The organism is Kitasatospora sp. NPDC096204 (genome assembly GCF_044763205.1).
Classification (GTDB): domain Bacteria; phylum Actinomycetota; class Actinomycetes; order Streptomycetales; family Streptomycetaceae; genus Kitasatospora.
The window spans coordinates 1-23,552 of the sequence record NZ_JBIWFT010000068.1 but is presented as its reverse complement, the minus strand read 5'-3'; the positions used below and the strand labels follow the sequence as shown (position 1 = coordinate 23,552).

15 protein-coding genes are annotated in these 23,552 nt (G+C 69.4%); 10 read left to right on the top strand and 5 right to left on the bottom strand.

Going from position 1 to position 23,552, the window contains the following annotated elements; translation table 11 throughout:
• Positions 1–98: 98 nt before the first annotated feature.
• The 5 genes from ACIQ87_RS39260 (at position 99) to ACIQ87_RS39240 (ending at position 9,983) form a co-directional block, all read left to right on the top strand.
• Positions 99–641, top strand: a complete 543-nt coding sequence (locus ACIQ87_RS39260) for a hypothetical protein (protein ID WP_402416935.1) — start codon at positions 99–101, stop codon at positions 639–641.
• A 320-nt stretch (positions 642–961) separates the two neighbouring features.
• On the top strand, positions 962–2,971 hold the full coding sequence (locus ACIQ87_RS39255) for a hypothetical protein (RefSeq protein WP_402416934.1): 2,010 nt from the start codon (positions 962–964) through the stop codon (positions 2,969–2,971).
• Complete coding sequence (locus tag ACIQ87_RS39250) at positions 2,964–3,920, top strand: hypothetical protein (protein WP_402416932.1); 957 nt, start codon at positions 2,964–2,966, stop codon at positions 3,918–3,920. Before ACIQ87_RS39255 ends, ACIQ87_RS39250 begins: the two co-directional genes overlap by 8 nt.
• A complete protein-coding gene (locus ACIQ87_RS39245; RefSeq protein ID WP_402416930.1) occupies positions 3,917–9,289 on the top strand; it encodes a DEAD/DEAH box helicase in 5,373 nt (1,790 codons plus the stop codon). The genes ACIQ87_RS39250 and ACIQ87_RS39245 overlap by 4 nt, the downstream gene beginning before the upstream one ends.
• A 214-nt stretch (positions 9,290–9,503) precedes the next feature.
• The gene (locus ACIQ87_RS39240) at positions 9,504–9,983 is read left to right on the top strand and encodes a very short patch repair endonuclease (RefSeq protein WP_402416928.1); all 480 of its coding nucleotides are present in this window, start codon (positions 9,504–9,506) and stop codon (positions 9,981–9,983) included.
• Here the strand turns inward: ACIQ87_RS39240 and ACIQ87_RS39235 are convergent.
• Complete coding sequence (locus tag ACIQ87_RS39235) at positions 9,976–11,313, bottom strand: DNA cytosine methyltransferase (RefSeq protein ID WP_402416926.1); 1,338 nt, start codon at positions 11,311–11,313, stop codon at positions 9,976–9,978. The genes ACIQ87_RS39240 and ACIQ87_RS39235 overlap by 8 nt on opposite strands.
• Positions 11,314–11,747: 434 nt before the next feature.
• On the opposite strand from ACIQ87_RS39235, the gene ACIQ87_RS39230 reads away from it, so the two are divergent.
• From ACIQ87_RS39230 to ACIQ87_RS39210, 5 genes are all read left to right on the top strand, one after another.
• The gene (locus ACIQ87_RS39230; RefSeq protein WP_402416924.1) at positions 11,748–13,160 is read left to right on the top strand and encodes a PIN-like domain-containing protein; all 1,413 of its coding nucleotides are present in this window, start codon (positions 11,748–11,750) and stop codon (positions 13,158–13,160) included.
• Between the two features lie 96 nt (positions 13,161–13,256).
• On the top strand, positions 13,257–15,782 hold the full coding sequence (locus tag ACIQ87_RS39225; RefSeq protein WP_402416922.1) for an ATP-binding protein: 2,526 nt from the start codon (positions 13,257–13,259) through the stop codon (positions 15,780–15,782).
• A complete protein-coding gene (locus ACIQ87_RS39220) occupies positions 15,779–17,548 on the top strand; it encodes a DEAD/DEAH box helicase family protein (RefSeq protein ID WP_402416920.1) in 1,770 nt (589 codons plus the stop codon). The genes ACIQ87_RS39225 and ACIQ87_RS39220 overlap by 4 nt, the downstream gene beginning before the upstream one ends.
• 12 nt (positions 17,549–17,560) lie before the next feature.
• On the top strand, positions 17,561–18,169 hold the full coding sequence (locus ACIQ87_RS39215) for a hypothetical protein (RefSeq protein ID WP_402416919.1): 609 nt from the start codon (positions 17,561–17,563) through the stop codon (positions 18,167–18,169).
• A gap of 459 nt (positions 18,170–18,628) precedes the next feature.
• Positions 18,629–18,928: a hypothetical protein gene (locus ACIQ87_RS39210; protein WP_402416917.1), complete on the top strand. Its 300-nt coding sequence runs from the start codon at positions 18,629–18,631 to the stop codon at positions 18,926–18,928.
• 549 nt (positions 18,929–19,477) lie between these two features.
• On the opposite strand, the gene ACIQ87_RS39205 is transcribed toward ACIQ87_RS39210, so the two are convergent.
• From ACIQ87_RS39205 to istA, 4 genes are all read right to left on the bottom strand, one after another.
• Positions 19,478–19,858: a transposase gene (locus tag ACIQ87_RS39205; RefSeq protein WP_402416915.1), complete on the bottom strand. Its 381-nt coding sequence runs from the start codon at positions 19,856–19,858 to the stop codon at positions 19,478–19,480.
• A complete protein-coding gene (locus ACIQ87_RS39200) occupies positions 19,855–21,069 on the bottom strand; it encodes an ISL3 family transposase (protein WP_402416913.1) in 1,215 nt (404 codons plus the stop codon). Before ACIQ87_RS39200 ends, ACIQ87_RS39205 begins: the two co-directional genes overlap by 4 nt.
• A gap of 184 nt (positions 21,070–21,253) precedes the next feature.
• Positions 21,254–22,105: an IS21-like element helper ATPase IstB gene (istB, locus tag ACIQ87_RS39195; RefSeq protein ID WP_402416912.1), complete on the bottom strand. Its 852-nt coding sequence runs from the start codon at positions 22,103–22,105 to the stop codon at positions 21,254–21,256.
• The gene (gene istA, locus ACIQ87_RS39190; protein ID WP_402416910.1) at positions 22,102–23,367 is read right to left on the bottom strand and encodes an IS21 family transposase; all 1,266 of its coding nucleotides are present in this window, start codon (positions 23,365–23,367) and stop codon (positions 22,102–22,104) included. Before istA ends, istB begins: the two co-directional genes overlap by 4 nt.
• Positions 23,368–23,552: the final 185 nt, after the last annotated feature.

The following is a 23,552-nucleotide window of genomic DNA, read 5'->3' as shown; positions in this document are numbered from 1 at the left end:
ATCTGGCCGCAGGCGGGGCGATCATGCCTTCCACCTGCGGGGATATCGCTTGGCCGCCACCGGGGCGGACTACAAAGCCGTTGACAAACGGGCGGTCCGTGACCAGGACGGTGCCGCTCAGCGCCGACATCAGCAAGTCCACTGTCCGTCTTCTCGGTGCCCTGCCCCCTTCGCCATCCGGCGACATCGCGGTTGTGGCGGGCATCGGCCGGGATCTCGCGCTCATCGATGTAGCCTCCGGAGGGCGTTCCGGCGCGCTGTCGGGCTGGGACCACAAGGGCGGTCATGGCAGTGTCCTGTGCACTCTGTCCGGCGCCGGCGGCCCGCTGCTGGTGATGGCGAATGGAACGGACATCGGTGTCTGGGATGTGACCACGCTGACGCAGGTCACCGCGTGGAAGTCCCCGGACACGTTCACCATCACGGGCCTGCCCGTCCCCGGCGGCCCTACTCTGCTCGTTTCGGGCGGCACCGGCGGCGTGGGGATCTGGAACCCTCGCACGGGCGGTCTCATCCACACCGTCCTGACGGGTGCCCCTGTCCACGGCATCGCCGTGCACAGGGGCAACGAGGACCTGGTGCTCCACCTCTACGGCCCCGCGGGCCTGGCAACCGTCTCGGTCGACACCGGGCTGCTGTGAGGGACAGTCAGGTCGCGCGAGAGGCATCCACCCCACTCGCGCAGGGCCTGATAAATTTCCAACTCTACATCCGGGCAGCCGCGTTCGTGCTTGTCTTGAAGAATTCTCCTGGGCACCAGGCCCCGTCTCCCCTCTGTGAAGCACCTGACTATGAACAGACCGCTACAGAGTGATACATCTGGGCCGTGCTGTCTGCTCATCGGCACGGTTTCCTGAGGGTGGGGGCTATTCATGCGTGTGCGCGCGGTCGTTGCACTGCCTGCGCGAGGCCGGGCCGGGATCCCTGCCGCCGGGACTGCTCGCTGGCACGGACCCAGCAGGTGAGCGAGGGGTCCGGCAACCAGCCGAACAGCCGCTGGGCCGCATACGAATGGTGGCAGGCCCGCCTGGCCAGTGCCTTCTTCGGCGAGCACCGCAAGCACACACCAGTCCTTTTCTTCATCAACGACAGCGAGCTGCGCGAGCTCCAGGACGGGGCCGAGGTCCAGGACCTCGGCACTGCCGTCAGCTCCGTGCTCGCCTGGCACGGGAATCCATACGATCCGGTCTCGGACCGCTGCCGCACATGGAGGCGCGGAAAGCGCGAGGATCCGCCCCCCTGCCTGCCGCTCCTCGCCGCGGCTGTCCTGGCCGCCGCCAAGATGCAGCGAACTGAAGCGGGGCCCGGGGCTCCCGCGTACTACGCGCGCCTTGCCGAAGTGCTCCGGCCCGCCTGGGGCGGGGAGCAGCACCAGAAGCCGCTCGAGAGCAACTACGAGACCGTCGTCGGCCAGTGGATGTACCTGGACGAGTGGCTCCGCGAGCAGAACGGGGCGCGAGGCCTCAGCACAATCAAGGAGAACCCCACCTACAGGAAGATCGGTTACGCCCAGTCCCAGGCACTGGTCAGGGCGTCCGACCATGCGGCCCTGCAAAGGTTCTTCCGTTCGGAGGGTCTGCCGCCAGGCCGGAGCGCTGACGGCGTGCGGCTGCTGAAGGCGCTCCGGATGTGGAGCACCATCAATCCGGAGGGGTTGTCGCAAAGGCTTCGCCAGGCGCTTGATTCCCATGCGGAGAGCCCGCTCCTGCAGCCCTTGCTGGTTACCCTGCTCGAGGGCTGGGACGGGTCCGCCGCCCAGGGCCGTACCGACAGCGGCCGGCTCCGGATACACCTGCGCGTCGTCCTCGAGGACGAATTCACGGGGTGGGAGACACGCTGGCATGCGGAGGCCGTGGCCGGCGTAGACCGCGATTCCCTTCAGCACCCCGCTGGAGTGCTCGAACTCGAGCTGGCAGACCAGGTGTACCGCCTCTCGGGGGTGATGCCGGACATGGTCCGGGCCCTGCAGCACGGGTTCACCGCGCGCGGCACGAAGGCCGACGCATGCGTTGAAGGCGGCCGCGACGTGCTCGTGCTGCGCGAGAACCCTGTCGCCGGGGGCTGGGCAGAAACCGACAAGCTGACTGTCTTCGAACCGTACGTATTCCTGTTCAAGCAGTCCGGACGGGGTCCTCTCCAGCACCTTCTGGCCGATACCGGCCACCAGTGGCGCCACCCTGAGAGCGTCCCGATTCCGGGCTGGCAGGTCACCCCCGAGCTGCGGTTCGACGACGAGCAGGCACTCGCGGCAGCCCTGTCACGATCCGGCCTCCGGAATGTCCGCCATCATCCAGTGCGCCGTCTGAGCCTGCGCAACGGGCTGCTCGTGAAACGCGAGTGGGGGCACCGTTCGCTCTTCCTGCTGGGCGCGGAACCCGATGTCATGGTCCCCGAGGAGCTCCGCGGACCCGGGCTGGTGACTCTGGACGGGCAACCCCTGGATGTTCCTGCGGACGGTCTAACAGTGCTGCGGGGAAGGGGCCTCACCCCAGGACGGCACGTGCTCGCAGCCGGCGGCACTGCCACTGACTTCTACCTCGAGACGGCGCCGGAGCCCCTGGAGGGCGCTCCGGCCGAACTTCCCGGTACGCCGCCGGGAACCGTCGCCGTCCCGCTGGACGGAGACGTGCGCTTCCTGACCGCGCGGGGCCACTTCCTCACCGCCGGGCGCCCTCCGGAGCCCGTGTGGTGGACGGAGCGCGCCCCCGTCCTCCGCGGCGGCGGAACCATCCGCGTGACGGTGCCGCCCGACGCTGTATGGCTGGTGGCCATTTCCGGGGTCGGCGTGCCTGCCGTCACGCTGCTGAGGGCGCAGCCCCCGGCCTTCGAAAGCCTGAGCAGGGCTGCCAAGGACTTCTGGAGCAGGCTCGTCCTGCTCGACCTGGCCGGCGTCCCGCACGCCTCGCTGTGGAAGCGCTACCGGGAAGCCGCGCTCAGCCAGTTCCCGCGCGGGGGGTTCACACGTGTTTGACCCGGACCTCTTCATCTCCTGGATGGCGGAACAGGGCACCGGCTCCCTGGCCACGCTCATCCGCGACGCGTCGTGGGCCAGCGGCCTCGAACGGAAGCCGGTCACCCAGTGGCTCGGCCGCATCGAGGCCCTGGGCGCCGTCAGCATCAACTGGCGCACCGGCCGGTGGAGCGCCAACGCGTGCGAGATCACGGACCTGCCCGGGAACACCCAGACCGCCGTCCTCACCGGTGCCAGGCCCGTCGGCCCCGACTTCTACAGGGCACGCGGGGCGGTGGCCGTGCCACAGGGTCCCGAAGAGTCCGCGATACCGCTGCCGACGCCCCTGTGGCTGCAGTACGAGGAGCGGTCCCGCCTCCATGAGTTCGCTGCGTCCGCCGGTGTCCCGGCCGTCCCCTGCGCGGCCGGGGCCGCTGCCAGGTCCCTCGGCGCGTTTGTCCTGGGCGACCTGGCAGCACCTCCGGCGCGCGACAGCACAGTCGAACGGTTCGATCCCGCCGTCGGACGGTTCTCTCCCGTCAGCCTCGGGAGCAGCTGGCCCGTTCCCGGCCTCTACCGGTTCACGCGGTTCAGCCGTCAGCACCGCTACGCGCTGCTGCACCGGCCCGGCCGACAGGAAGCGCCCGGCCGTCTGCAGGCTCACGCCCCGCTCCCGGAGCAGACCTGGCACAGCGTCGACCGGAGGGCCGGCATCCACTATGTCGTCCCCCCGGCAGCGTTCCCTCTGCGCTGGAAGGCCGATCGCGCCGGAGAACCGGGACCCAGCTCCTTGGGACGCATGACCGTTGACCGCAGGACCCCTCTGCCGCTTGCCCAGGAACGGGCAGCCGTCCTGTGCACTGGGCTCGCGAGCCTGCGCACGGCAGGTACGGAGCACTACGACGGGGTCCCCCTCTTCATCGCCGACCGTATTGCCCGCACTCTGCGCCGCCGTCTGGAGACTGCATGAGCACGCCCCTGCCCGGCCTGGATGCCTTCGCCACGCACAACGCCTTGGCTGAGGCCTACCTGCGCTACTACGACACTGCCTTCCGGCTCCGCAATGACGGTCTCCAGGCCGAGCGCCGGTCCCTGCTCGACCAGCCCGGCGGTGTGTTCGCCGATCCGCATGTCGAGCTCCGGCCGGAGTACGCCCTCTCGGGGCGCAGCATCGCCGAATCGGCTGAGGCCGCCGGAGCTCCCAGCGAGCTGGCGCAGTTCGCTGAGTGCGGGCTCTTCGCAGAGGGCATGCAGCTCTACACCCACCAGGAACGGGCCCTGGCAAGCACCACGGCCGCCGGGCGGAACGCGGTGATCACGGCCGGCACGGGGTCGGGGAAGACCGAAGCATTCCTCCTGCCCATCCTGGCTGATCTGCTGCGCGAGTCCCGGGGCTGGGAGGGCGAGCCCGCAGGCCCCAGCCCGTGGTGGGAGCGGGCTTCGAACGTGTACTGCCCTCAGCGGCAGGGCGAGACCGGGCACCCACCCGCTGTCCGGGCAATGATCCTCTACCCGATGAACGCGCTCGTGGACGACCAGCTCGTCAGGCTCAGGCGAGCTCTGGACAGCGACCGGGCCCGTGAGTGGCTGGACAACCACCGCGACGGCCACCGCTTCTACTTCGGGCGTTTCACCGGCAGCACCCCCGTGACCGGCCGCCGGGGCAAGCCCTTCGCGGTCAGCGAGCTGCGCAACTACCTGAAGGCCACCGCCGCCCGCGGTGAGCGTGCCCGTGCGGCCGCCGTCGAAAGCGGCAGGGAGGACATCCGCTACTTCGCCCCCCGCCTGGACGGCGCGGAGATGCGCAGCAGGTGGGACATGTACGACTCGGCCCCCGACATCCTGATCACCAACTATTCCATGCTCAACGTGATGCTCCAGCGCAGCCGCGACGAGGACTTCTTCCTCAAGACCGCGCAGTGGCTGGACTCCCACGAAGACGCCCGGTTCACCCTGGTGGTCGACGAGCTCCACATGTACCGGGGGACGCAGGGGACCGAGACTGCGTACCTGGTCCGCAATCTCCTCCACCGGCTCGGTCTGAGCCAGCGCCCCGAGAAGGTCAGGTTCCTCGCTGCGTCCGCGTCGCTGGACGAGACTCGCGAGAAGGACCGCCGGTTCCTGCAGGAGTTCTTCGCCGCAGAGGAAGGGTCCTTCCACTTCATCTCAGGTGAGGCGGCGCCCCGTGCCGCCGGCCCGGGGGACATCTCTGCGGCCGCCTCCAGGCTGGCGGGGTACTCCGGGACCGAACCTGATCCGGATGCGGCCGCCGGGCTGCTGGCCGAAACGCGCGCGGCGGAGGCGCTGGCCGACGCGCTCGGTGCCGGATCGACGGGCCCGTCCGCCCCGGCCATGGCCTCTACGGCCCTTGCCGGGAAGCTGTTCCCTTCCAGCAGCGCAGAAGAGGCCCGGAAGGCCCTGCAGGGGACAGCGGCCGCCATCCGCGCTGCTGCGGAGGCCGGGGTCACCGGTCTGCCCAGGATCCGGATCCACCTCTTCTTCCGCAACGTGGCGGGTATGTGGGCCTGCTCTGATCCCCGGTGCCCGGAGGTCCACGCCCCCTTCCAGGACTCCTCACGGTCCGTCGGCAGGATCTACTCCGTCCCGCGTACGTTCTGCGAGTGCGGCGCCCGTGTGCTGGAGCTGCTCTACTGCCAGTCATGCGGTGAGGCCATGCTCGGCGGCTACGTGCCGCAGAGCGCTACCGGACGCGGGGCCTTCAGGTCAGTGCTGCTGCCTGACAGCCCTGATCTGTCCCGTGCTCCCGACCAGACCGGCAGAGACCGGTCGGCGGAGAACTACGTCGTCTACTGGCCCTCCGAGGGCCCTCAGCGTGCCGATGACGACGCTGAATGGCGTGCTGAGAACGGCAGTGTCACGTTCGCTTTCCGGCGCAGTGTCTACGACCCGGCCACCGGGCTGCTGTTCAACCGGGCGGCCAAGTCCACGGGCTGGAGCTTTCATGTGAGCACTCCCGTCGACAAGAACACCGGCCGGCCCAGGCACGCGCTCTCCTCGCTTCCGCCCTTCCCCACCCGCAGCCCCTGTTGTGGGGCCGACTGGGAGCGCATCTTCACCAAGCGCCGCACACGCAGGCCCATCACGGACCCCGCACGGCTGGCATCGCCCGTACGGACGATGAGGACCGGTTTCGAGAAGATCAACCAGGTGCTGTCGGACGAGCTTGCCGAGCAGTTCGCCGAACCTGCCGACCGCAAGCTGATCGTCTTCACTGACAGCCGCCAGGACGCCGCCAAGCTCTCCGCGGGCATCGGCCTTCGGCACTACCAGGACCTCATCCGGCTCCTTGCCCTGGACGAGCTGGGAAAGTCCGCCGAAGCCGCCGAAGACGTGGCCTCCATTCGCCATGATCTGCAGGCGCAGTCCGAGGCTGGCCGCGCGGCTGTCGAACGCCTCAGTGCGCGGAACAAGAACGACCTGAACGACTTGCGCGTCGCACTGTTCACCAGCGATGAAGCTGGGGCCGCCGCGGCCGGAGCGCGGCTCACGTCTCCGCCGACCCTCGAGTCCCTCGCCCGGGTGCACGTCAACACGCGCCTGCTCGCCCTGGGAGTCAACCCCGCGGGCCCGAAGCCGAGTGTGCAGCAGGTCAATGACCTGCCCTGGCACGAGCTCTTCGACTGGGACCAGCAGCCCCCCGCGCTCCTACCGGGAACCTCAGACGCCCGCAAGGCTGCACTGACCTCCGAGGACGGGCTCCTGGAGAACACCCTCGAAGCCCTTTTCTCCGGGGCCGGCCGCGATATCGAATCGCTCGGGCTGGGCTCCGTCGCTCCCTCGCCAGCCGGCCCGGACCCTGACGGCCTCGGCCGGGCCAGCCTGCGGATCCTTGCTGAACTTCGCCGATTCAATGCTCTCCGCGACGGCAGGGACAATCCGCCGGCACAGCTCCGCGAGTACTGGAGAGCCGTCGCCGATCACCGCGGCATGCACCCGGACGACGTGCAGAACTCCGCCGAGGCCGCATGGGGCAGCGCGGTGCGGGAATACCTCATCGACCCGAGGAAGGCTGCCGTCCAGCCTTCTCCTGGCCGTTCCTGGCGGTGCGGCCACTGTGGGCGCCGGCACCTCACACCAAGCGCCGGAACCTGCACGCGGTGCCACAGCGCGCTCCCCGCTCAGCCGGAGTCCGACGAGACCCCGGAGGAAAGCGACTACTACGCCTGGAAGGCAGCCGGCGACCGTGCCGCCTTCCGCCTGAACTGCGCCGAGTTGACAGGCCAGACGGACCGTCTCGATGCCCAGTCCCGTCAGGCCCGTTTCCAGCAGGTCTTCCTGAACGACCCGCCCGAGGTCCCGCTCGTGCACGGGATCGACCTCCTGTCGGTCACCACCACCATGGAAGCCGGCGTTGACATCGGGCCGCTTTCCGCCGTCCTGATGGCCAACATGCCGCCCAGCCGCTTCAACTACCAGCAGCGGGTCGGGCGGGCCGGCCGCCGGACCTCTCCGGTCGCGGTCGCACTGACCGTCTGCCGGGGGCGCAGCCACGACGAGCACTACTTCGCGAACCCGTCGTCCATCACCAACGACCCCACTCCGCCTCCCTATCTCACCCTTGAACGTCGGGAGATCCTCGAACGGGCCCTGGCCGCTGAGGTTCTGCGTCTCGCGTTCCGAGGCCTCGACGCGTACGGGGGCGCAGGCAGCGTGCACGGCGAGTTCGGCAAGGCCCGGGAATGGGCCGCTGCCCTGCCCGCCGTCCAGGAGTGGTTCAGCCAGCAGGACGGCGTACTGGCTGCGGCAGCACAGGCTCTGAGCGCCTTCACCCCGCTCGATCCGGCTGGCATCCTCACCAGCCAGTGGCTGGAGCAGCTGCTGCTGCGTGTCACAAAGGAGGCCGCCAAGCCCACCGGCTCCGAGGAGCTCAGCGAGCGGCTCGCGCACGCGGGCGTGCTGCCCATGTTCGGCTTCCCCACCCGCGTCAGGCAGCTCTACCTGAAGGTCCCGCAGAAGAGCTTCCCCTGGCCGCCTGGCAATACGATTGACCGCGACATCGCCATGTCGCTCTCACAGTTCGCCCCGGGCAGCGAAGTCGTCAAGGACGGCAAGGTGTTCACCGTCACCGGAATCACTGAATTCGAGCCCACACCCAACCGCCCCAGGCCTGTTGCGGACCCGCTGGAGAAGCGCGGGCCAGTAGGACTGTGCCGGGTCTGCAACCATGTCGAGAAGAATCCGTCCGGCGAGGGGCCCTGCCCCGTCTGCAGTGAGGACGCCTACGGTGTCACCGACCTGCGGGAACCCGCAGGCTTCAGCGCCAGCGAACAGCGCGACTTCGACGGAGTCTTCGCCTGGACCCCGCACACCGTCTCATCCCGGGCCGCTGCCAACCTCTCAGCCCTCCAGTTCACCTCATGGGAAGGGGCGCACATCTACTCCGGGCCGGGAGAGCGGTACATCATCAACGACAACAACGGCGACCTGTTCAGGCTGCGCCCCGCACCCGGCAGCTGGGGAGGGTACGTCGACGTCAGAGGCACCGGCCCAGTAGGCGACGACGAGGTCCAGGTGGCCCTCGGGGCCGTCCTGCCCACGGACTTCCTGTTCCTCGGTCCTACGTCCGCTGTTGACAAGACCCACGGCTACCGGCTCAACCTCTCTCCCACCGCCCCCATCTACGGCAGCGACATCAGCCACGGCCGACGGGCCGCCTGGTACTCGCTCGCGTTCCTTCTGCGCAGCGCGGCCGCCAAGTTCCTCGACGTCGGCCGACAGGAGCTCCTGGCCGGAATCCACCACGGAGCACATCCGGACGGCCACGTCGCCTACACGTTCCTGGCCGACGCCCTGGAGAACGGCGCAGGCTTCAGTACCCACCTCGGCAGCCAGCAGGTCATCGCCGACTACATGCGGGCCACCCACGCGTACCTGAACTCGCTGAGGCAGCCCGAGCACTCCCTCATCTGCACCTCCTCCTGCCCCGGCTGCCTGCGCGACTACTCCAACATGGCCTACCATCCCCTGCTCGACTGGCGCCTGGCCGGTGACCTGCTGACCGTCCTCTCCGGAGGGTCCACCAGCACCTCTGACGACCGCGCCCGCCAGTCACTGACCGGCCTTGAGAAGATGTACAAGGGCACCTTCCTCGACACCGATCTGCCCGGGCTCACCTTCACCGCCCGCGGTCTGCCTTACGCCGTGGTGGCGAAGCACCCGCTCCACATGTGCGAGGAGGAGCTGGTGAGCAGCGAGCTCCGGCCTGCCCTGGACGCCGCACTCTCCTTCACCCAGGACGCGGGCCGGGTCGTTGTCGCCGACTGGTTCACACTGGAGAAGAGCCCGATGCAGGTCATCGAGCTGCTCCAGGCCCACTGAGCACAGCGGGTACCGGTCAGGCGAGAGACCCCTGTTGGCTGTTGCTACGGCCCGCAGGGGCCAGCCCTGGCTTGGCCGGACAGGTCAGGGCGGCATGGGGCGACTGCTGGAGTACTACGCTGGCCACCGCCCGAGAGGGGAACAGCAGTGAGGGCTTCGGCAGTGTCGCGTCGACGGCGGACGCCGGTCCTCCCGATGAAACAGGAGCCGTGTCGTGGCGAGTGGCACACCGGAAGAGACGCCGCAGGAGTGGACCCCGCCGCCCGGGTCCTGGGCGTCGTCGGCGGCCAACCGCCGGAGCATGGTGGGCAACCGCAGCCGAGACACCCAGCCGGAGCTCGCGCTCCGGCGGCTGGTCCACGCGGCGGGGCTCCGGTACCGCGTGGCCGCGAAGCCCCTGCCGGGCATGCGCCGCAGTGCCGACCTGGTGTTCCGGCCGACCCGGGTCGCCGTGTTCGTCGACGGCTGCTTCTGGCACGGGTGCCCGGAGCACTTCGTCCCGCCCAAGACGAACCCGGACTACTGGCGGGAGAAGATCGGCCGCAACGTCCAACGGGACCGGGACACCGACGCCCGGCTCGCGGCCGAGGGCTGGCTCGTACTGCGCTTCTGGGAGCACGAGTCCGCGGAGGCCTGCGCGCCGACGGTTGTGGACAGGGTCCGGCAGCGGCGCGTAGGCGGATCCGTCAGCTGACCTTCCCCCGGTGCTGGGCGAAGTAGTCGTGGCGGGCGTGGTCCTGCTGGCCGATGAAGGCCTTGAACTCACCGAGCTTGTAGGCCAGCTCGCCGTTGCTGCGGGCCGTCTTCTCCACGTGGAAGTCGCGCTCGATGTGGGCGATGCGCCGCTCGATCTCCGGCGACGGGAGCGTCTTCCCACCGGACTTGGCGATGAGGTCGGCCATCTTCTGGGCGGTGAGGGCCTTGTCCGGGTGGTGGCGGAGCAGCAGGTAGACCGGGTCGAGCTCCGGGCGGTCCCATTCGACCGAGTCGGTGCGCTTCTTCTCCTTGCGCAGGGCACTGGCGATCGCCTTGCCGAGCGCCTCCGCGACGGGCGGGGGGAAGGCGTTGCCGATCTGGCGGTAGACGGTGGTCTTACGGCCTTGGAACTCCCAGTGGGAGTCCTTGCCGTACCAGCCCTGGATGCGGGCGACCATGGGAGTGGTCAGCTTCGGGAGGTGGTCGCCCTTCTCGCCGGGGCCCGGGGCGGCATTCGCGACGCCCATCGCGTCGACCCCCAGCTTGCGCCAGGCGGCCTTGGCCCGGGTCGGGCCGAGGTCAGCGCCGCCGTGCTTCTTGGAGCCGCCGACGATCGTGGGAGCGATTGCGGAGGCCTTCTCGACCCATGCCTCCACGTGCTCTTCGGGCCAGCCGTTGGCTCCCATGAGGTCCCTGAGGAGCTCACCCACGGTGAGGGCCGGGTCCTCGGAGGGCTCGGGCCAGTGGAAGTACTCGGCAAACTCCTTCTGCAGGGCGACCAGGACGAACCGCGGCCGGAGCTGGGAGACGCCGAACTGGTGGGCCTCCAGCAAGCGCCACTCGCCGACGTACCCGGCGTTGTGGAGGAGCTCGAGGATGTGCTGGCGGTAGGCGGAGAACCGGTTGCCGCTCAGGCCCTTGACGTTCTCCAGGAGCAGCGCCTTCGGCTGGACGTCCCTGCACAGGTGCACGGCCCAGGCGAACAGGTCCCGCTCGTCCGTCGCGCCGAGCTGGTTGCCGGCGATGCTGAAGGGCGGGCAGGGGACGCCCCCGGCGAGGAGGTCGATGTCCTTGTACGCGCTGGGGTCCCAGAGCGACGGGTCGGCGACGTCCCCGACCTTGACGACGGCCTCCGCCTCGAGCGCGGCGTCCTTGGGACTCGTGCCCTCGGACCGCATGAGCCGGGCGAGGTTGTGGCGGAGGGTTGTCGCGGCGTTCTCGTCGAGCTCCAGGGCGAGCCTGTGCGTGAATCCGGCGTTGTGCAGGCCGAGGGACTGTCCGCCCGCGCCGGCGCAGATCTCGACCACCTCAAGGCGCTCAGGTGCCATGAGACCTCCTCTCGGTGGCGCCGAAAGTCGGACGCCGACGTGTTCCTCTGCCAACGGCAGCCGTCTACTCTTGCTGCCGCTGCTGGCGGCAGCCTTGCCAGCAGCAGCCGCTGTCCGGGCCTGTCGTGCTTGCGGACTGTTCTACAGCAGGTGTCACCAGCAGAACCAGAAGCGTAGGCGACACCACTGACACAGCCCAAAACGCCGCACTCAGCTGCCCCAGGTCAGGCCCGGCTCCGGGCCGCGGCGGGGTGCCGCTCGGTCTGGAACCGGGCCCTCCGGGGCAGGTCGCCTCCAGGCGCGGAGGGCCCGCCGCACAGGGGTAGGACGGGTCGAGACCATCCAGGGCGGCTCCGCTCCGTAATTGCGCCTTGACGGGTTCCGCTTGCCTCGACAGGATGGTGAGCCCGCAGCCGGGGAGGGAACGGGGAATCGTGGGACAGGCAGACCTGCCGCTGGTGGAGAAGTTCCGGTCTTGGATCCTCCCCGACGGCGGTGTGGCAGCAGACCGGAAGGCGTTCTTCGAGGACGCGCTCGTCGTGCTCGACACTAACGTTCTCCTCAGCCTGTACGAGTACAACCCCGCCGTGCGGAACCAGGTCCTGTCGGTCCTGGCACAGATCTCCAAGCGCCTCTGGCTGCCCTACCAGGTCGGGCAGGAGTTCGTGCGGGGCCGGCGCCGTGTGATCATCGAGCGCAGCAGAGAGCTCGGCGACGCCCCGGTCGTCATCGACCGCCACCTGCAGCAGGCCTACAAGTCGGTGCTGGCTGCCAGTGCGCATGTCAAGGAGCTTCTGAGGAAGTACGCCAATGACGACGCCGCGCAGAGCGGTCTGGACGAAACGATCAACCAGACGACGGTCAAGGCGCTGCTGGGTGAGTGGCAGGTCCTCCTGAAGGACCATGCCAAGCAGCTGAAGCACGGCCACGACCTCCTGCCTTCCGCTGTGGAGTCGGACGATCCTGTCCTGCCGGAGGTGGCGGCGCTGTTCGAGGACCGCCTCGCCCCGCCGACAGAGTACGCGGTGGTGCAGCGTCGGCTGGAGGAGGCCCTCTCCTTCCGGTTCCCGAACGAAATCCCTCCGGGATTCGCCGACGACGGGAAGAAGGGCAAGCCCCTGGACCGGGCCGGCGACTACCTCATCTGGGCGGAGATCCTGGACAAGGCGGCTGACCCGGGCGTGAAACGGGTCCTGTTCGTATCCGCTGATTCGAAGAAGGACTGGTACGAGGAACTCGACGGCAAGGGCGGTAAGCGCCCGTGGCCGCAGCTCTTCGAGGAGCTGCGGCAGCGGACGGGTGCCGAGCTCCGCATCGAGCAGCCCAGCCAGTTCTTCCAGGGGATCGAGGAGTTCCTCGCCCCGGGCACAGAGCTCACCACCGCCGCCTACGACGAGATCGACCGGGCGGCGGAGGCAGTGGCGCAGCGCAACACCGAGGGTGACTCCTCTGTGACGGACGACAACGCCCACGTCATCACGCCGCCGGACGGCCTGGCGCTGGCGGCCTACCGCGCGGCGGGCCTCACGACCCGTACGGTGCGGCAACTCGCGGAATCGGAGCGGCGCCGCCACTTCCAGTGGTGGCTGATCGGAGTGACGGCCGAACTCGGATTCCGTGTGCCTGGTGACGACGAGCCCCTCGTGGAGCTCTGTGCTGCAGTCCGGTCGGAGGTCAGGCCGGCTCCGGAGTGGCATCCCGGAACCGCGCTCGCCCAGGGCGAGTGGCCGTACCGCAGCGACACCTGGGTGGCTCCCTGGTTCGTCCAGCTGGTGCGAGACGCCGGCGAGACCGACCGTCTGCCGCTTCAGAGGCTGGCCGCGCGACAGGTGCAGCCGAAGGCCTGACAGCGGTGCGCGTGCGGACGGCCCCTTGCGGGTCAATACGCTGGCGGGGCGGACCCACCCCGCTATTCGAGTTTTGGACACGGAGCCGACCAGACGATGGCGCACAATCCGATCGACATCACCCCCGACCCCAAGGTGCTCGTGGCGCTCACGCGCACCCCAATCCTTCCGATCGACGCGCTCAGCGAGCTCATCGACAACGCCATCGACTCCTTCCGGGCAGCTGCCACCTCAGGGGCCCCGTCTGCGGTCCGCCAGGTGATCATTGAGGTTCCGGGGTCTGCCGAGGTTGCGCGGGGCGAGGGGGTGATCCGCGTCCGGGACACCGGGCCTGGCCTCACCGAGGAGCAGATCGCCGATTCGATGCGGGCGGGCTACTCCTCCAAGAACCACTACGACACACTGGGCCTGTTCGGCATGGGCTTCAACATCGCTACCGGGAAGCTCGGACGCATCACACGGGTGATCTCCGCGCGCGAGGGGGACAGCCACGCAGTCCAGGTCACGCTCGACCTGCCGGAGCTCATGCAGTCCCAGACCTTCACCGCGCGGGCCGAGCAGATCGAGAAGCCGCAGGGCCTGCGCCACGGGACAGTCGTGGAGATCCGGGACTGGTGGCCTGACGGGGACGCAAACAGCGGATTCATCCGCGAGCTCGCGAAGATGCCGAAGAACACACTGCGCAGGCGACTGGGGCGGCGGTACGCCACCCTGCTGCGTCCGGGCGCGGCCAACCCGGTGGTCATCACGGTCAACAACGACCGCTGCCAGGCCTTCGAGCACTGCGTGTGGTCACCGGACCGCTTCGTCGAGCGGAAGGCCTACGGCAAGATCCCCGCCCAGATCAGCTTCGACCAGGTCATCAGCAGTGCGCGGCGCTGCCTCCACGACGGCACCGACTTCGGCGAGCACGGCACCTGCCCTCGGTGCGGCGGGACGGAGAGCCGGGAGATAAGCCACCGGGTGCGCGGCTGGGTGGGCATCCAGCGCTTCGACGACCAGAACGACTTCGGGATCGACCTGATCCGGAACGGACGGGCCATCCGCCAGGCGGAGAAGGCGGCGTTCTTCGAGTTCTCCGACGAGACCAGCGGGCGCGTCGAGCGCGAGTACCCAGTGGACCAGCAGTACGGCCGGATTGTCGGCGAGGTCCACCTGGACCAGGTTCCGGTCGACTTCCAGAAGCAGCACTTCCAGCTGGCCTCCGACGAGTGGCAGGAGGCCGTCAGGTTCCTGCGCGGAGGCTCCCTGCTGCCGAACAACTGGACCGAGGGCGAGGCGAACGACTCGCCGGTGTCGCTGCTCTTCCAGGGCTACCGGAAGGTCCGCAACTTCGGCCGCGGCGACATGTACATGGGCAAGTACAACCCCGCCAAGGGAAAAGCCGACCGGATCCCCCGGAGTATCGAGGAGGAGTACTACCGGCGCTTCCTCAACCGCGAGCCCGGCTACCACAGCGACGCGAAGTGGTGGGAGCTCGTCGAGACGGCCGCAGAGCCGCCGATCCAAGTACTCCCCGAGTGCCCGGAGTGCGGCTTCCAGAACACGCCGACAGCCGAGGAGTGCGGAGGCTGCAGCGAGGTGCTCGACGGAAAGCCGTGCCTGGACGCCGGATGCGGCAAGCAGATCCTGCGCTCCGCGACCTTGTGCCCGCACTGCGGCACCTCCCAGGTACCCAGGGTCCAGCTGCCCTGGAAGTGCACGTTCTGCGCCCAGGAGAACAAGGCGGGGGTGGACCGCTGCGAGCGGTGCGGGCACGTCAAGGACGCCCCCCACCCGGCCAGCCCCGCATCGCTGAACTCCGCATCTGCTGACGCCGAGGAGCTCGGCGCGGAGCAGCTGGCTGTCGTGCTGGCGGACGGGAAGACGAGCAGCCCGCTGGATGTCCGGGTACGAACGACGCACCGACCGATCCTCCCGGCCTTCGGACAGGCGGCGGTCCCGCTCGTCACCAGCGCGGACACCCGGCAGATCACCGTCTACATCGACCCGACGCACGCGGTGTTCACGGCGATGGGGCTGCGGCCCGAGTTCCTGGTCGCGACTGAGGTCGCCCAGTTCCTCCACTCCCTCCACCGCAACCTCCAGGGCCGACCCGGGCACACCGCCGCGGTGCTGACCGCGGAAATCCTCAAGAAGGGCTGGGGGGACACGGTGACGGACAGCCCCGACAGCGTGCGGAGCGACATCAAGTCGCTGTTCGCCCAGATCACGGAGCGGATCCTCAGGGCGCCGCATGCCGACCGGTTCTACGACGAGCTCGACGAGGCGCAGCAGCTTGCGCTCGCCGGGTCGATGATCAAGTCCGGCGCCGACCTTGCGGAGCTCGGGCGCCTCAAGTCCACCGGCGGCTACCTGCGCTACTGCGACCGCGATACGGTCAGCGCCTTCTTCGGACGCCACCCCGAAGGCTGGTTCAACGGACTGGTCTGGGAGGACCCGTGGCCCAGTGAGAGCGAGGTGGGTACCGTGATCGCCCGGAAGCTGCAGGAGGACCTCCGGGTCAAGTACCTGCGCTGCCTCGAGGACTGCGCCTCGTACCTCCGCTACGACCAGCCCGAGCGGCTCATCGTCGTCCGCGCGCGGGCCGCCGTCGACTTCCTGGCCGGGAAGCTCGCATGACCCAGCGCATCGTCACCGACCTCAACCTGGCCGGGACGGGCTGGCAGTCCTTCGAGCGGACCGTGCAGCGCCTCATCATGGCGCGCGGGTACTCCGGGGTGCAGCTCGCAGGAGCCACTGGCGACGGCGGGGCGGACGTAGTCGGCAGCCTCAACGGGCGACGCTGGCTCTTCCAGATGAAACGGTGGCGCTCCCCGGTGGGGCCCGAGGTCATCGCGCAGACTGTCGATGCCTGTCGGCGCTACGACGCGCAGATCCCGGTCGTCGTCAGCCTGAACGGGTTCGAGGCCTCGGTCCGGGCCCAGCAGGAGCAGCTCGCGGCGAGGGGGATCCCCCTGCAGCTGTGGGACCGGAGCACGCTCCGCAGGCAGGCGGAGCGCGTCCCGGACACTCCGCCGGCGCTGAAGGACCCGGACCGCTTTCAGCTCCGCGCCTACCAGGAGCGGGCCGTCGACGGGCTGATGAACGAGCTGGTGAACGGTGCCCGGAGCGCACTCGTCGTCCTCGCGACCGGACTCGGCAAGACCTTCGTGGCCGCCGAGTTCCACCGGCGCGCCCTCGCCCTGCGGCCCGGCGTGAGGACGCTGGTCCTCGCACACCGGAACGAGCTCGTATACCAGCTCGAGCGCGCGTTCTGGCCCCTGCTGCCGGCCTCCGCGGCGACCGGGGTGTGGAACGGCTACGAGCGCCCGGACAAGGACGCGCTCAACGACCTCGACGTCGTGTTCGCCTGCGTGGACAGTGTCGCCACCGCCGTCGCGGCCGGGCGCGACCTGCCGGAGTTCGGCCTGGTTGTCGTCGACGAGTGCCACCACCTCGGAACCACCGCCTACGACGCCGTGCTCGGCGAGCTGTCGGCGGCTGAAGGCGGCGCGTTCCTCCTCGGGATGACCGCGACACCCTGGCGGCCCGACGGGAAGTCCCTGCACGCCTGGTTCGACTTCCCTGTCGTGGACATCGACATGGTGCGCGGGCTCCGTGAGGGGTACCTCGCCAATGTCGACTACCGGATGTTCACCGACAACATCGACTGGGACGCGCTGGCAGCCGGGCTCGCCGAGGCTGCCCCTGCGCTCACGCCCCGGGGGATCAACCGGACCGTCTTCATCGACGAGTGGGACGACGCGGTCGTCGACCGCCTCGCCGAGGCCTGGGCCGAACAGAAGAGCCCGCGAGGCATCGTCTTCTGCGGGACAATCGACCACGCCGAGCGGATGGCGGGCCGGATCAACGCGCTCGGGTTCACCAGCGCCGAGGTGATCGCCTCCCGGACGGCGGACGGCAGAGCGGTGGACGCAGCCACCCGGAACCGCCTCCTGTGGGATTTCGCCGACGGTCGCACTGGCATCCTGTGCGCGGTCGACGTCCTCAACGAAGGCGTCGATGTCCCGGACGTCAACATCGTGGTCTTCCAGCGGGTCACCCACAGCCGCCGGATCTTCGTCCAGCAGCTCGGCCGCGGGCTGCGCCTGGCGCCCGGCAAGGAGAAGGTGGTCGTCCTCGACTTCGTCTCCGACATCCGCCGGTTCGCCGCGGGCCTTCGCCTGCAGGACTCCCTCAGCGCCCGGGGCGGTGCTGCCCGCGACCCCAGGGTGACGATCGGCAGCGAGGTCAGGTTCCTGCGGGCCAACCGCGCGGACCAGGCGGGCGAGCAGTTCCTGCGCGAATGGCTCGACGACCTCGAAGCGGTCGAGGACGCCGGAGAGGACGTGCACATCCTTCGCTACCCACCCGACAGCTCGATCACGGCTGCCGCAAAACGATAGGAGTCCCTCAACGTGAGCGATCACCACTCCGACCCCACCGCCGACTGGCACCGGCTCAAGCCGGACACCGCCATCGCGGTCGGGGGCGTCCTCGACCTGCTGAAGAACGGCGACGCCCAGGAGGACGCCCAGAACCTCCTCGACGCCTACCTGTACGCGAAGCGCCTGCTTGCCGAGTCCATGCAAGCCCTCGTACGGACCAGCCTGCCCGCAGAGTGCGACACCTTCCGGGACCTCCGTACGCAGCTCGCCACACGGATGACGGAGGAGTACGGGGGGCGGATCCCGGAGCGCTACCTCACCGTGCCGTACGGCAGCCGCACCCACGAGGAGCTGTTCTCGATGCTCCTGCGGAGGTTCAAGATGCCGGTGAGCGCGGCCCTCCTGCGCGTGGCCACCAGGGACTCCGTTCACACCGAGCGCCGCACCCGGGAGCTGCGGGAGCTGGGCCTCGACATCGTCCCCAGCCGTGAGGGCGGGAGCGACGTCTACACCTTGAGGTCGCTTGAGCTCGACACCTCGCTGATCCCCGCGATCATCACCAACAATCTCCGGGACAAGAAGGCGTCCGAGCAGGAGAAGAAGGCAGTGGCGGCCGTCCTCTCGGAGCAGGCCGACTGATCCGCGACCCGACTCGTCGGCCTGCGCCCCGGCACGGTTCTGGGTCCGTGGCGGGGCGCGGGGCAGGTGGCCGAATCCGGTCCCGCCCGGTCGCCTCTGCGGTGCCGTAGCAACTGGTGTCGCCTCATAGACCCCCGCCGTCGCCGCGCTCCTGTCCGTAGCGCACTCCCGCTGACAGCAGGCCCACGCCTCCTGCATCAGCCACGAACCGCCGTGGCCCGGATCGACCAGAGCCGACCCACCCTCGGCGAGCGCCGGAGCCGGCAGGGCCGCGGCACAGGCCTATCGAGCAGAATAGCCCCGTTCATCAGCAAGGCCTTGTCCCGACCAGCGCGGTCGACGGCCCCCGGCGTGAGGGGCCTGCATCGGCTCGACCCATAGCACGGCGGGCAGGTCCGATGGCCCGAACCGCCCAAGGCGTTCGGGCAGTCCGATCCGTTCGGAATTGGAGCGTTCACCGTGCAGTCGCTGGCACCACCCAGCGCACTCATTCCACGGGTCGACCACCCGTTTCCGCGCCCCGCCGTCGAAACGGCCGAGAATTCGACAATCATCCGGTTCCCGGCCGTTGACGTCCGGGCCCACGGGCAGTTGCCGCTCGACCCGGTCGTGCTCGTCGCCGGGCCGGACATCGGCGGCGTGAGTGTGCGGTGGAGTGCGACAGCCACGAATCTCGACGGGCGGATCGAGGGCGTCGTCCAACTGACCACGCTGTCGCTCACGGTCGATCTCGGCGCATCGTTCCCATCGGCTCCATAGAGACAGACCTGGCATGCGCCGTGCGGCAAAGTACGCGCGCTATCCGCCACATCGCCGAGGAGGGGCACGGCGCATGGATGTCGGCGGCGGTTGAACCGGGTTCTGGCACGGATTTCGTGAACCCGGCCAGAGTCCGTCGCGGTCTGTGGTCGGTCCGGGCCGGACGACTGTGCTGGCCGGCTCGCGGTGGTAGAGAATGCTCGGCATGACGACTTGAAGAGCACCGGCCGGGCGGCATTACTGGGTCAAGGTCGCGGCCTGCGAGGCGGTTCCCGGCAGCGACGGACGAGTCTGCGCGACCTGCGGAACGCCCGTCCGCTCGTACCAGTACCGCTTCCATCCGCCCGAGTCCTCCATGTTCGAGCGGTGCATCGGACTGGTCTGGTGTTCCGACTGCAGGATCTACTGCAGCAACCTGGTGCACGTCCCACGCAGGCAAGTCCTGGTAGACGCCCTCGCCTCTCTTCCCTTGGAGCTGCGAGAGCGGCTTCTGCGTTCGGAATCGCGGCTGATCAAGTTTCTGGACCGCGACGCCCGCGGGAGCAGAGGTTAGGGGCGGCGGCTGGCCGCGATCAGGAGGAGCCGCTTGCGGAGTAGGGGTGGCTTCGCTCGGCCGAACATGCTGCGCTTGAGGGCCTTCAGGTCGTTGACGCGGCCTTCGACCGGGCCGGACGACCAGTCGGTGCTCATGCCGTAGACGACCGCGTCGAGGTCGGGGATCAGTCCGGCGGCGAAGCCGGTCAGGCCGGCCGCCTGCTGGTCCGCGCAGACGTCGGCGATCCAGTGCCGCAACTCGTCTCCCTGCCGGTTGGTCATGATGGCCGCGAAAGTGCGGACGTGGCCTGCGGCGGCCGTGACGTCGGGTGAGCGGGCCAGCAGTGCCTTGAGTCGCTGCTGGTCGTCCTCGCGCAGGTGGTCGGGGTGGCTCATGATCCAGCGGGTGGCCTCTCGGGGCGAGGGCGGCCGGGCGATCGGCGGCGCTTTGCCCGCGGCCCGGTGGTCGGGCCGCAACGGCCGCACGTAGTCGCGCAGCGTGCTGTAACTGCAGAGTGCCCCGCGTTCTCGCAGTTCACGGTGAATCCGGGACAGGTTCGTGCAGCCTCGGCGATGCGCTGCTCGATGTAGGGCTTGAACCGGTCGAGTTTGCTGGTCCGGTTCTGCCACTGGCCGTGCAGCATCGCCTCCGGGCTGGCCGCGCGAGCGTACTTGCGGACCGTGTTGCGCCCGAGACCGAGGCGTCGGGCGATCTCGCGCAGGCTCAGGCCCTGCTCGACCTGGGCGCGGACGGCGGCGTGGGTGTCGCGGAGCCGGTCGAGGAACTTCCCCTCCGGGTACGGGCCAGGCGGGCCTTCTTCAGCCGTGACGGCCTCGACCTGCGTCAACTCCGGCTGCTCGGGGGCAGGTTCGTCCAGGTCACGCAGCAGGGCGCGGTGGCGGGAAATGAGGCGTTCGACGGCCTCGCCGAGGTTGTGCCACAGATGCCATTTGTCCGCGCAGTGCTGGGCGTTCGGGGCACCGTCTCGCGCGCCGTCGGCGAAGACCGAGGCGCGGTCACGGCAGATGATCTCGACGCCGGGATGCTCACGCAGCCACGCGGCGACGCTGTCCGCGTCGCGGTCGGGCAGCAGGTCCACCGGCTGATGGGACTCGCAGTCGACGAGGATGGTGCCGTACCGGCGGCCCTTCCTCGTGGCGAACTCGTCGATGCCCAGGACGCGCGGGGTCGCCCAGGTCGGGTCCGGCAGCGCCATGACCAGGCGCAGGACGGTCATCCGGCTGACCGCGGTGCCGAGCAGCAGGGCCAGACGCGACACGGCGCGAGCGGCCAGGACCACGCCCAGCGCGCCGAGCAGCGTCTGCAGGACGGGCGTCCGCCGGCCGTAGCGGATCGTCAGCCCCTCGACCTGCTCGGCGAAGGTCACCCGCGGGCAGGCGCCGTTGTCGCAGAACAGCCGGCGCACCGACAGTTCGATCAGGACACCCTGCCCGCCGCACGGGGCGTCCGCCAGTCGTCGCCCGTACCGGCTGTGCACCCGGTCAGACGTGACCCGGCAGCCCGGGCAGGGCACGGGGATGTGCTCCGGCGTCGACGCCTCGATCACCACGCACCCGCCCCGCACCTCCAGGAGCTCGATCCGCATCCCGGCGAGATGCGGCAGCAGAAGGGAGATCGCCTCACACGCGGCCAGTATCCAAAATGAGTTGACGGAGCGTCACCGGCGCACAGCAGCACGATCGACTTCACGGAATCCGTGCCAGAACCTTGAACCGTGACCCACTTTGGACGGTCGAGTTCTGACCCTCTCGCGTCGTCGGTGGTTGTGTTCAGTCGTTGTCGGTGGTGGCGGGGACGCGGCCGAGTTCGCGGCCCCGCATGCGGTAGGACTCGCCCTTGAGGGAGTGGACCTCGGCGTGGTGGACGAGTCGGTCGATCATCGCGGCGGCGACGGTCTCGTCGCCGAAGGTCTCTCCCCATCGCCCGAAGGGCTTGTTCGAGGTGACGATCACGCTCGCGCGTTCGTATCTGTTCGAGATCAGCTGGAAGAACAGGTTCGCGGCCTCGGCCTCAAACGGGATATACCCCACCTCATCGATCACGATCAGCGGGTAACGGCCGAGCTTGACCAGCTCGTCCTGGAGCCGGCCGGCCTGATGGGCGGCGGCCAGACGGTCGACCCACTGGGCGGCGGTGGCGAACGCGACCCGGTGGCCGGCCTGGCAGGCCCGGATCGCCAGACCGGTCGCGATGTGCGTCTTGCCCGTGCCCGGCGGCCCCAGGAAAATCGCGTTCTCCTTGGCCGCGATGAAGTCCAGTGTTCCCAGGTGAGCGAGCTGCTGGCGCGTCATTCCGCGCAGATGGGCGAGGTCGAGTTCCTCGATGGTCTTGATCGCGGGGAAGCGGGCGGCGCGGATGCGGCCCTCGCCGCCGTGACTGTCGCGGGCCGAGACCTCGCACTGCAGGCAGGCGACGAGGTATTCGAGGTGGCTCCAGGACTCGGCCTGCGCGCGTTCGGCGAGCCGCTCGGCGGCGTCCAGCAGCGCGGGTGCCTTCATCGCGCGGGCGAGGAAGGCCAGGTCTGCGGAGGTCTGCCGGGTGGTGCGGGCGGTGGGAACGCCTGCTTTCGCCGCGTCGGCGACGACAGTGTTCGGGGACTGGGGAGCGGTGCGGGCCATCATGTGTCCTCCTTCCCGGCGCCGCCCTCGATGAGGGTGAACATGCGGTCATAGGTGCCCAGTTCGCGTTGCTCGACCTCGATGCCGAGACTGTCCGGGGCCAGCACCGCGGCCCGGGCGGTGGCCGCGCGGGCGGCCTGCTGGTGGATCACCTCGCCGCGCATGAGGGCCGCTGCGGCGGCGTGGTCGGGATCGGTCAGGCTCTGGTGCCTGGCCCAGCAGCGCGGATGGCGGGCCACGATCTCCTCGCCGCAGGTGACGGTGATCTCCTCGTTGTCGGCGTGGACCATCACCGTCCGGCCGATCGCGCGAGGGTGGACGGAGTAGTCGTTGGTGTCGACGCGGATGTAGTGGTCGCGGCCGATACGCACGCGAAGCGGCCACCAGCGCGGCGGGTCGACCGGCGGGATGGTGAGCATCGCGGTGCGGTCCGCCTCCCACCGGTCCGTGGGGCGGGCGTCGATCGAGCGGTGATGCCGCCGGTTGGCGATCTGCAGCCAGGTCGTGAGCTGGCGGTTGAAGTCGCCCGGGCCGCTGAAGGTGCGGCCGGGCACGAAGCTGGTTTCCAGGTAGCCGTTGGCCCGCTCGACCAGGCCCTTCGCTTCCGGGTCACGGGGCCGGCAGAGGTGCACCCGGGTGGCGAGCAGGCCGGCGAATGCGGCGAACTCGCTGGTCAGCCGGCCCTTGCCGACACCGGTTTCGTTGTCCCAGACCAGCGTCTTGGGGACGGCTCCCCAATTGGAGAGCAGGCGCCAGTGTCCGTCGATGAGATCACCGGTGGTCCGCGAGGGCAGCATCCGGGCGGTGATCACGCGCGAGTAGCCGGAGACGATCACGAGCACCGGTGGGCGGCCCGACTGGCCGTAGCCGAGCGGGATGTCGACCGGCGGGAACCACAGGTCGCACTGGGCGAGCTCACCGGGCTGGTAGACGGTCCGCGAGACCGGGTCGACCGGCAGGTAGGCGGGACGCAGTTCGCGCACGCGCTCCTTGAGGATGGTCATCCCGCGCTCCCAGCCGATGCGCTCGGCGATCACGGTGGCGGGCATCGTCGGGGTCTGCTTGAGCAACTCGCGGATCGCGGGCTCCACGGCGTCCACCGCCGAGCCCTTCAGCGGCCGCTGGTAGACCGGCGGCCGGTCGGTGGCCAGGGCCCGTTTCACCGTGTTCTTCGAGATACCCAGGTGCCGGGCGATCCCCCGGATCGGCATGTGCTCGGCCCGGTGCAGCCGGCGGATCTCAGCCCAGTCCTCCACGGAAATCACCCTCTCCTCCTAACCCTCAATGAAGATCAGGATGATCAGACGATCGCGAGGTGGGTCACCGTTGATCCGCCGTTCAGCGGTCAGTTTTCAGGTTCTGGATCACTTTCCGTGCCAGAGCCACAGAGCGTCACCACAACCGCGATCATGAACGGTCGTGGCTGACGACCTCCTCCAAGACCTCTGGC

Excerpts from the sequence above, each read along its gene's own strand:
- ACIQ87_RS39245 (WP_402416930.1), top strand. The coding sequence starts at position 3,917 with ATGAGCACGCCCCTGCCCGGCCTGGATGCCTTCGCCACGCACAACGCC.
- ACIQ87_RS39235 (WP_402416926.1), bottom strand. The coding sequence starts at position 11,313 with ATGGCACCTGAGCGCCTTGAGGTGGTCGAGATCTGCGCCGGCGCGGGC.
- ACIQ87_RS39225 (WP_402416922.1), top strand. The coding sequence starts at position 13,257 with ATGGCGCACAATCCGATCGACATCACCCCCGACCCCAAGGTGCTCGTG.
- ACIQ87_RS39220 (WP_402416920.1), top strand. The coding sequence starts at position 15,779 with ATGACCCAGCGCATCGTCACCGACCTCAACCTGGCCGGGACGGGCTGG.
- ACIQ87_RS39205 (WP_402416915.1), bottom strand. The coding sequence starts at position 19,858 with ATGAGCCACCCCGACCACCTGCGCGAGGACGACCAGCAGCGACTCAAG.
- ACIQ87_RS39200 (WP_402416913.1), bottom strand. The coding sequence starts at position 21,069 with ATGCGGATCGAGCTCCTGGAGGTGCGGGGCGGGTGCGTGGTGATCGAG.
- istB (WP_402416912.1), bottom strand. The coding sequence starts at position 22,105 with ATGATGGCCCGCACCGCTCCCCAGTCCCCGAACACTGTCGTCGCCGAC.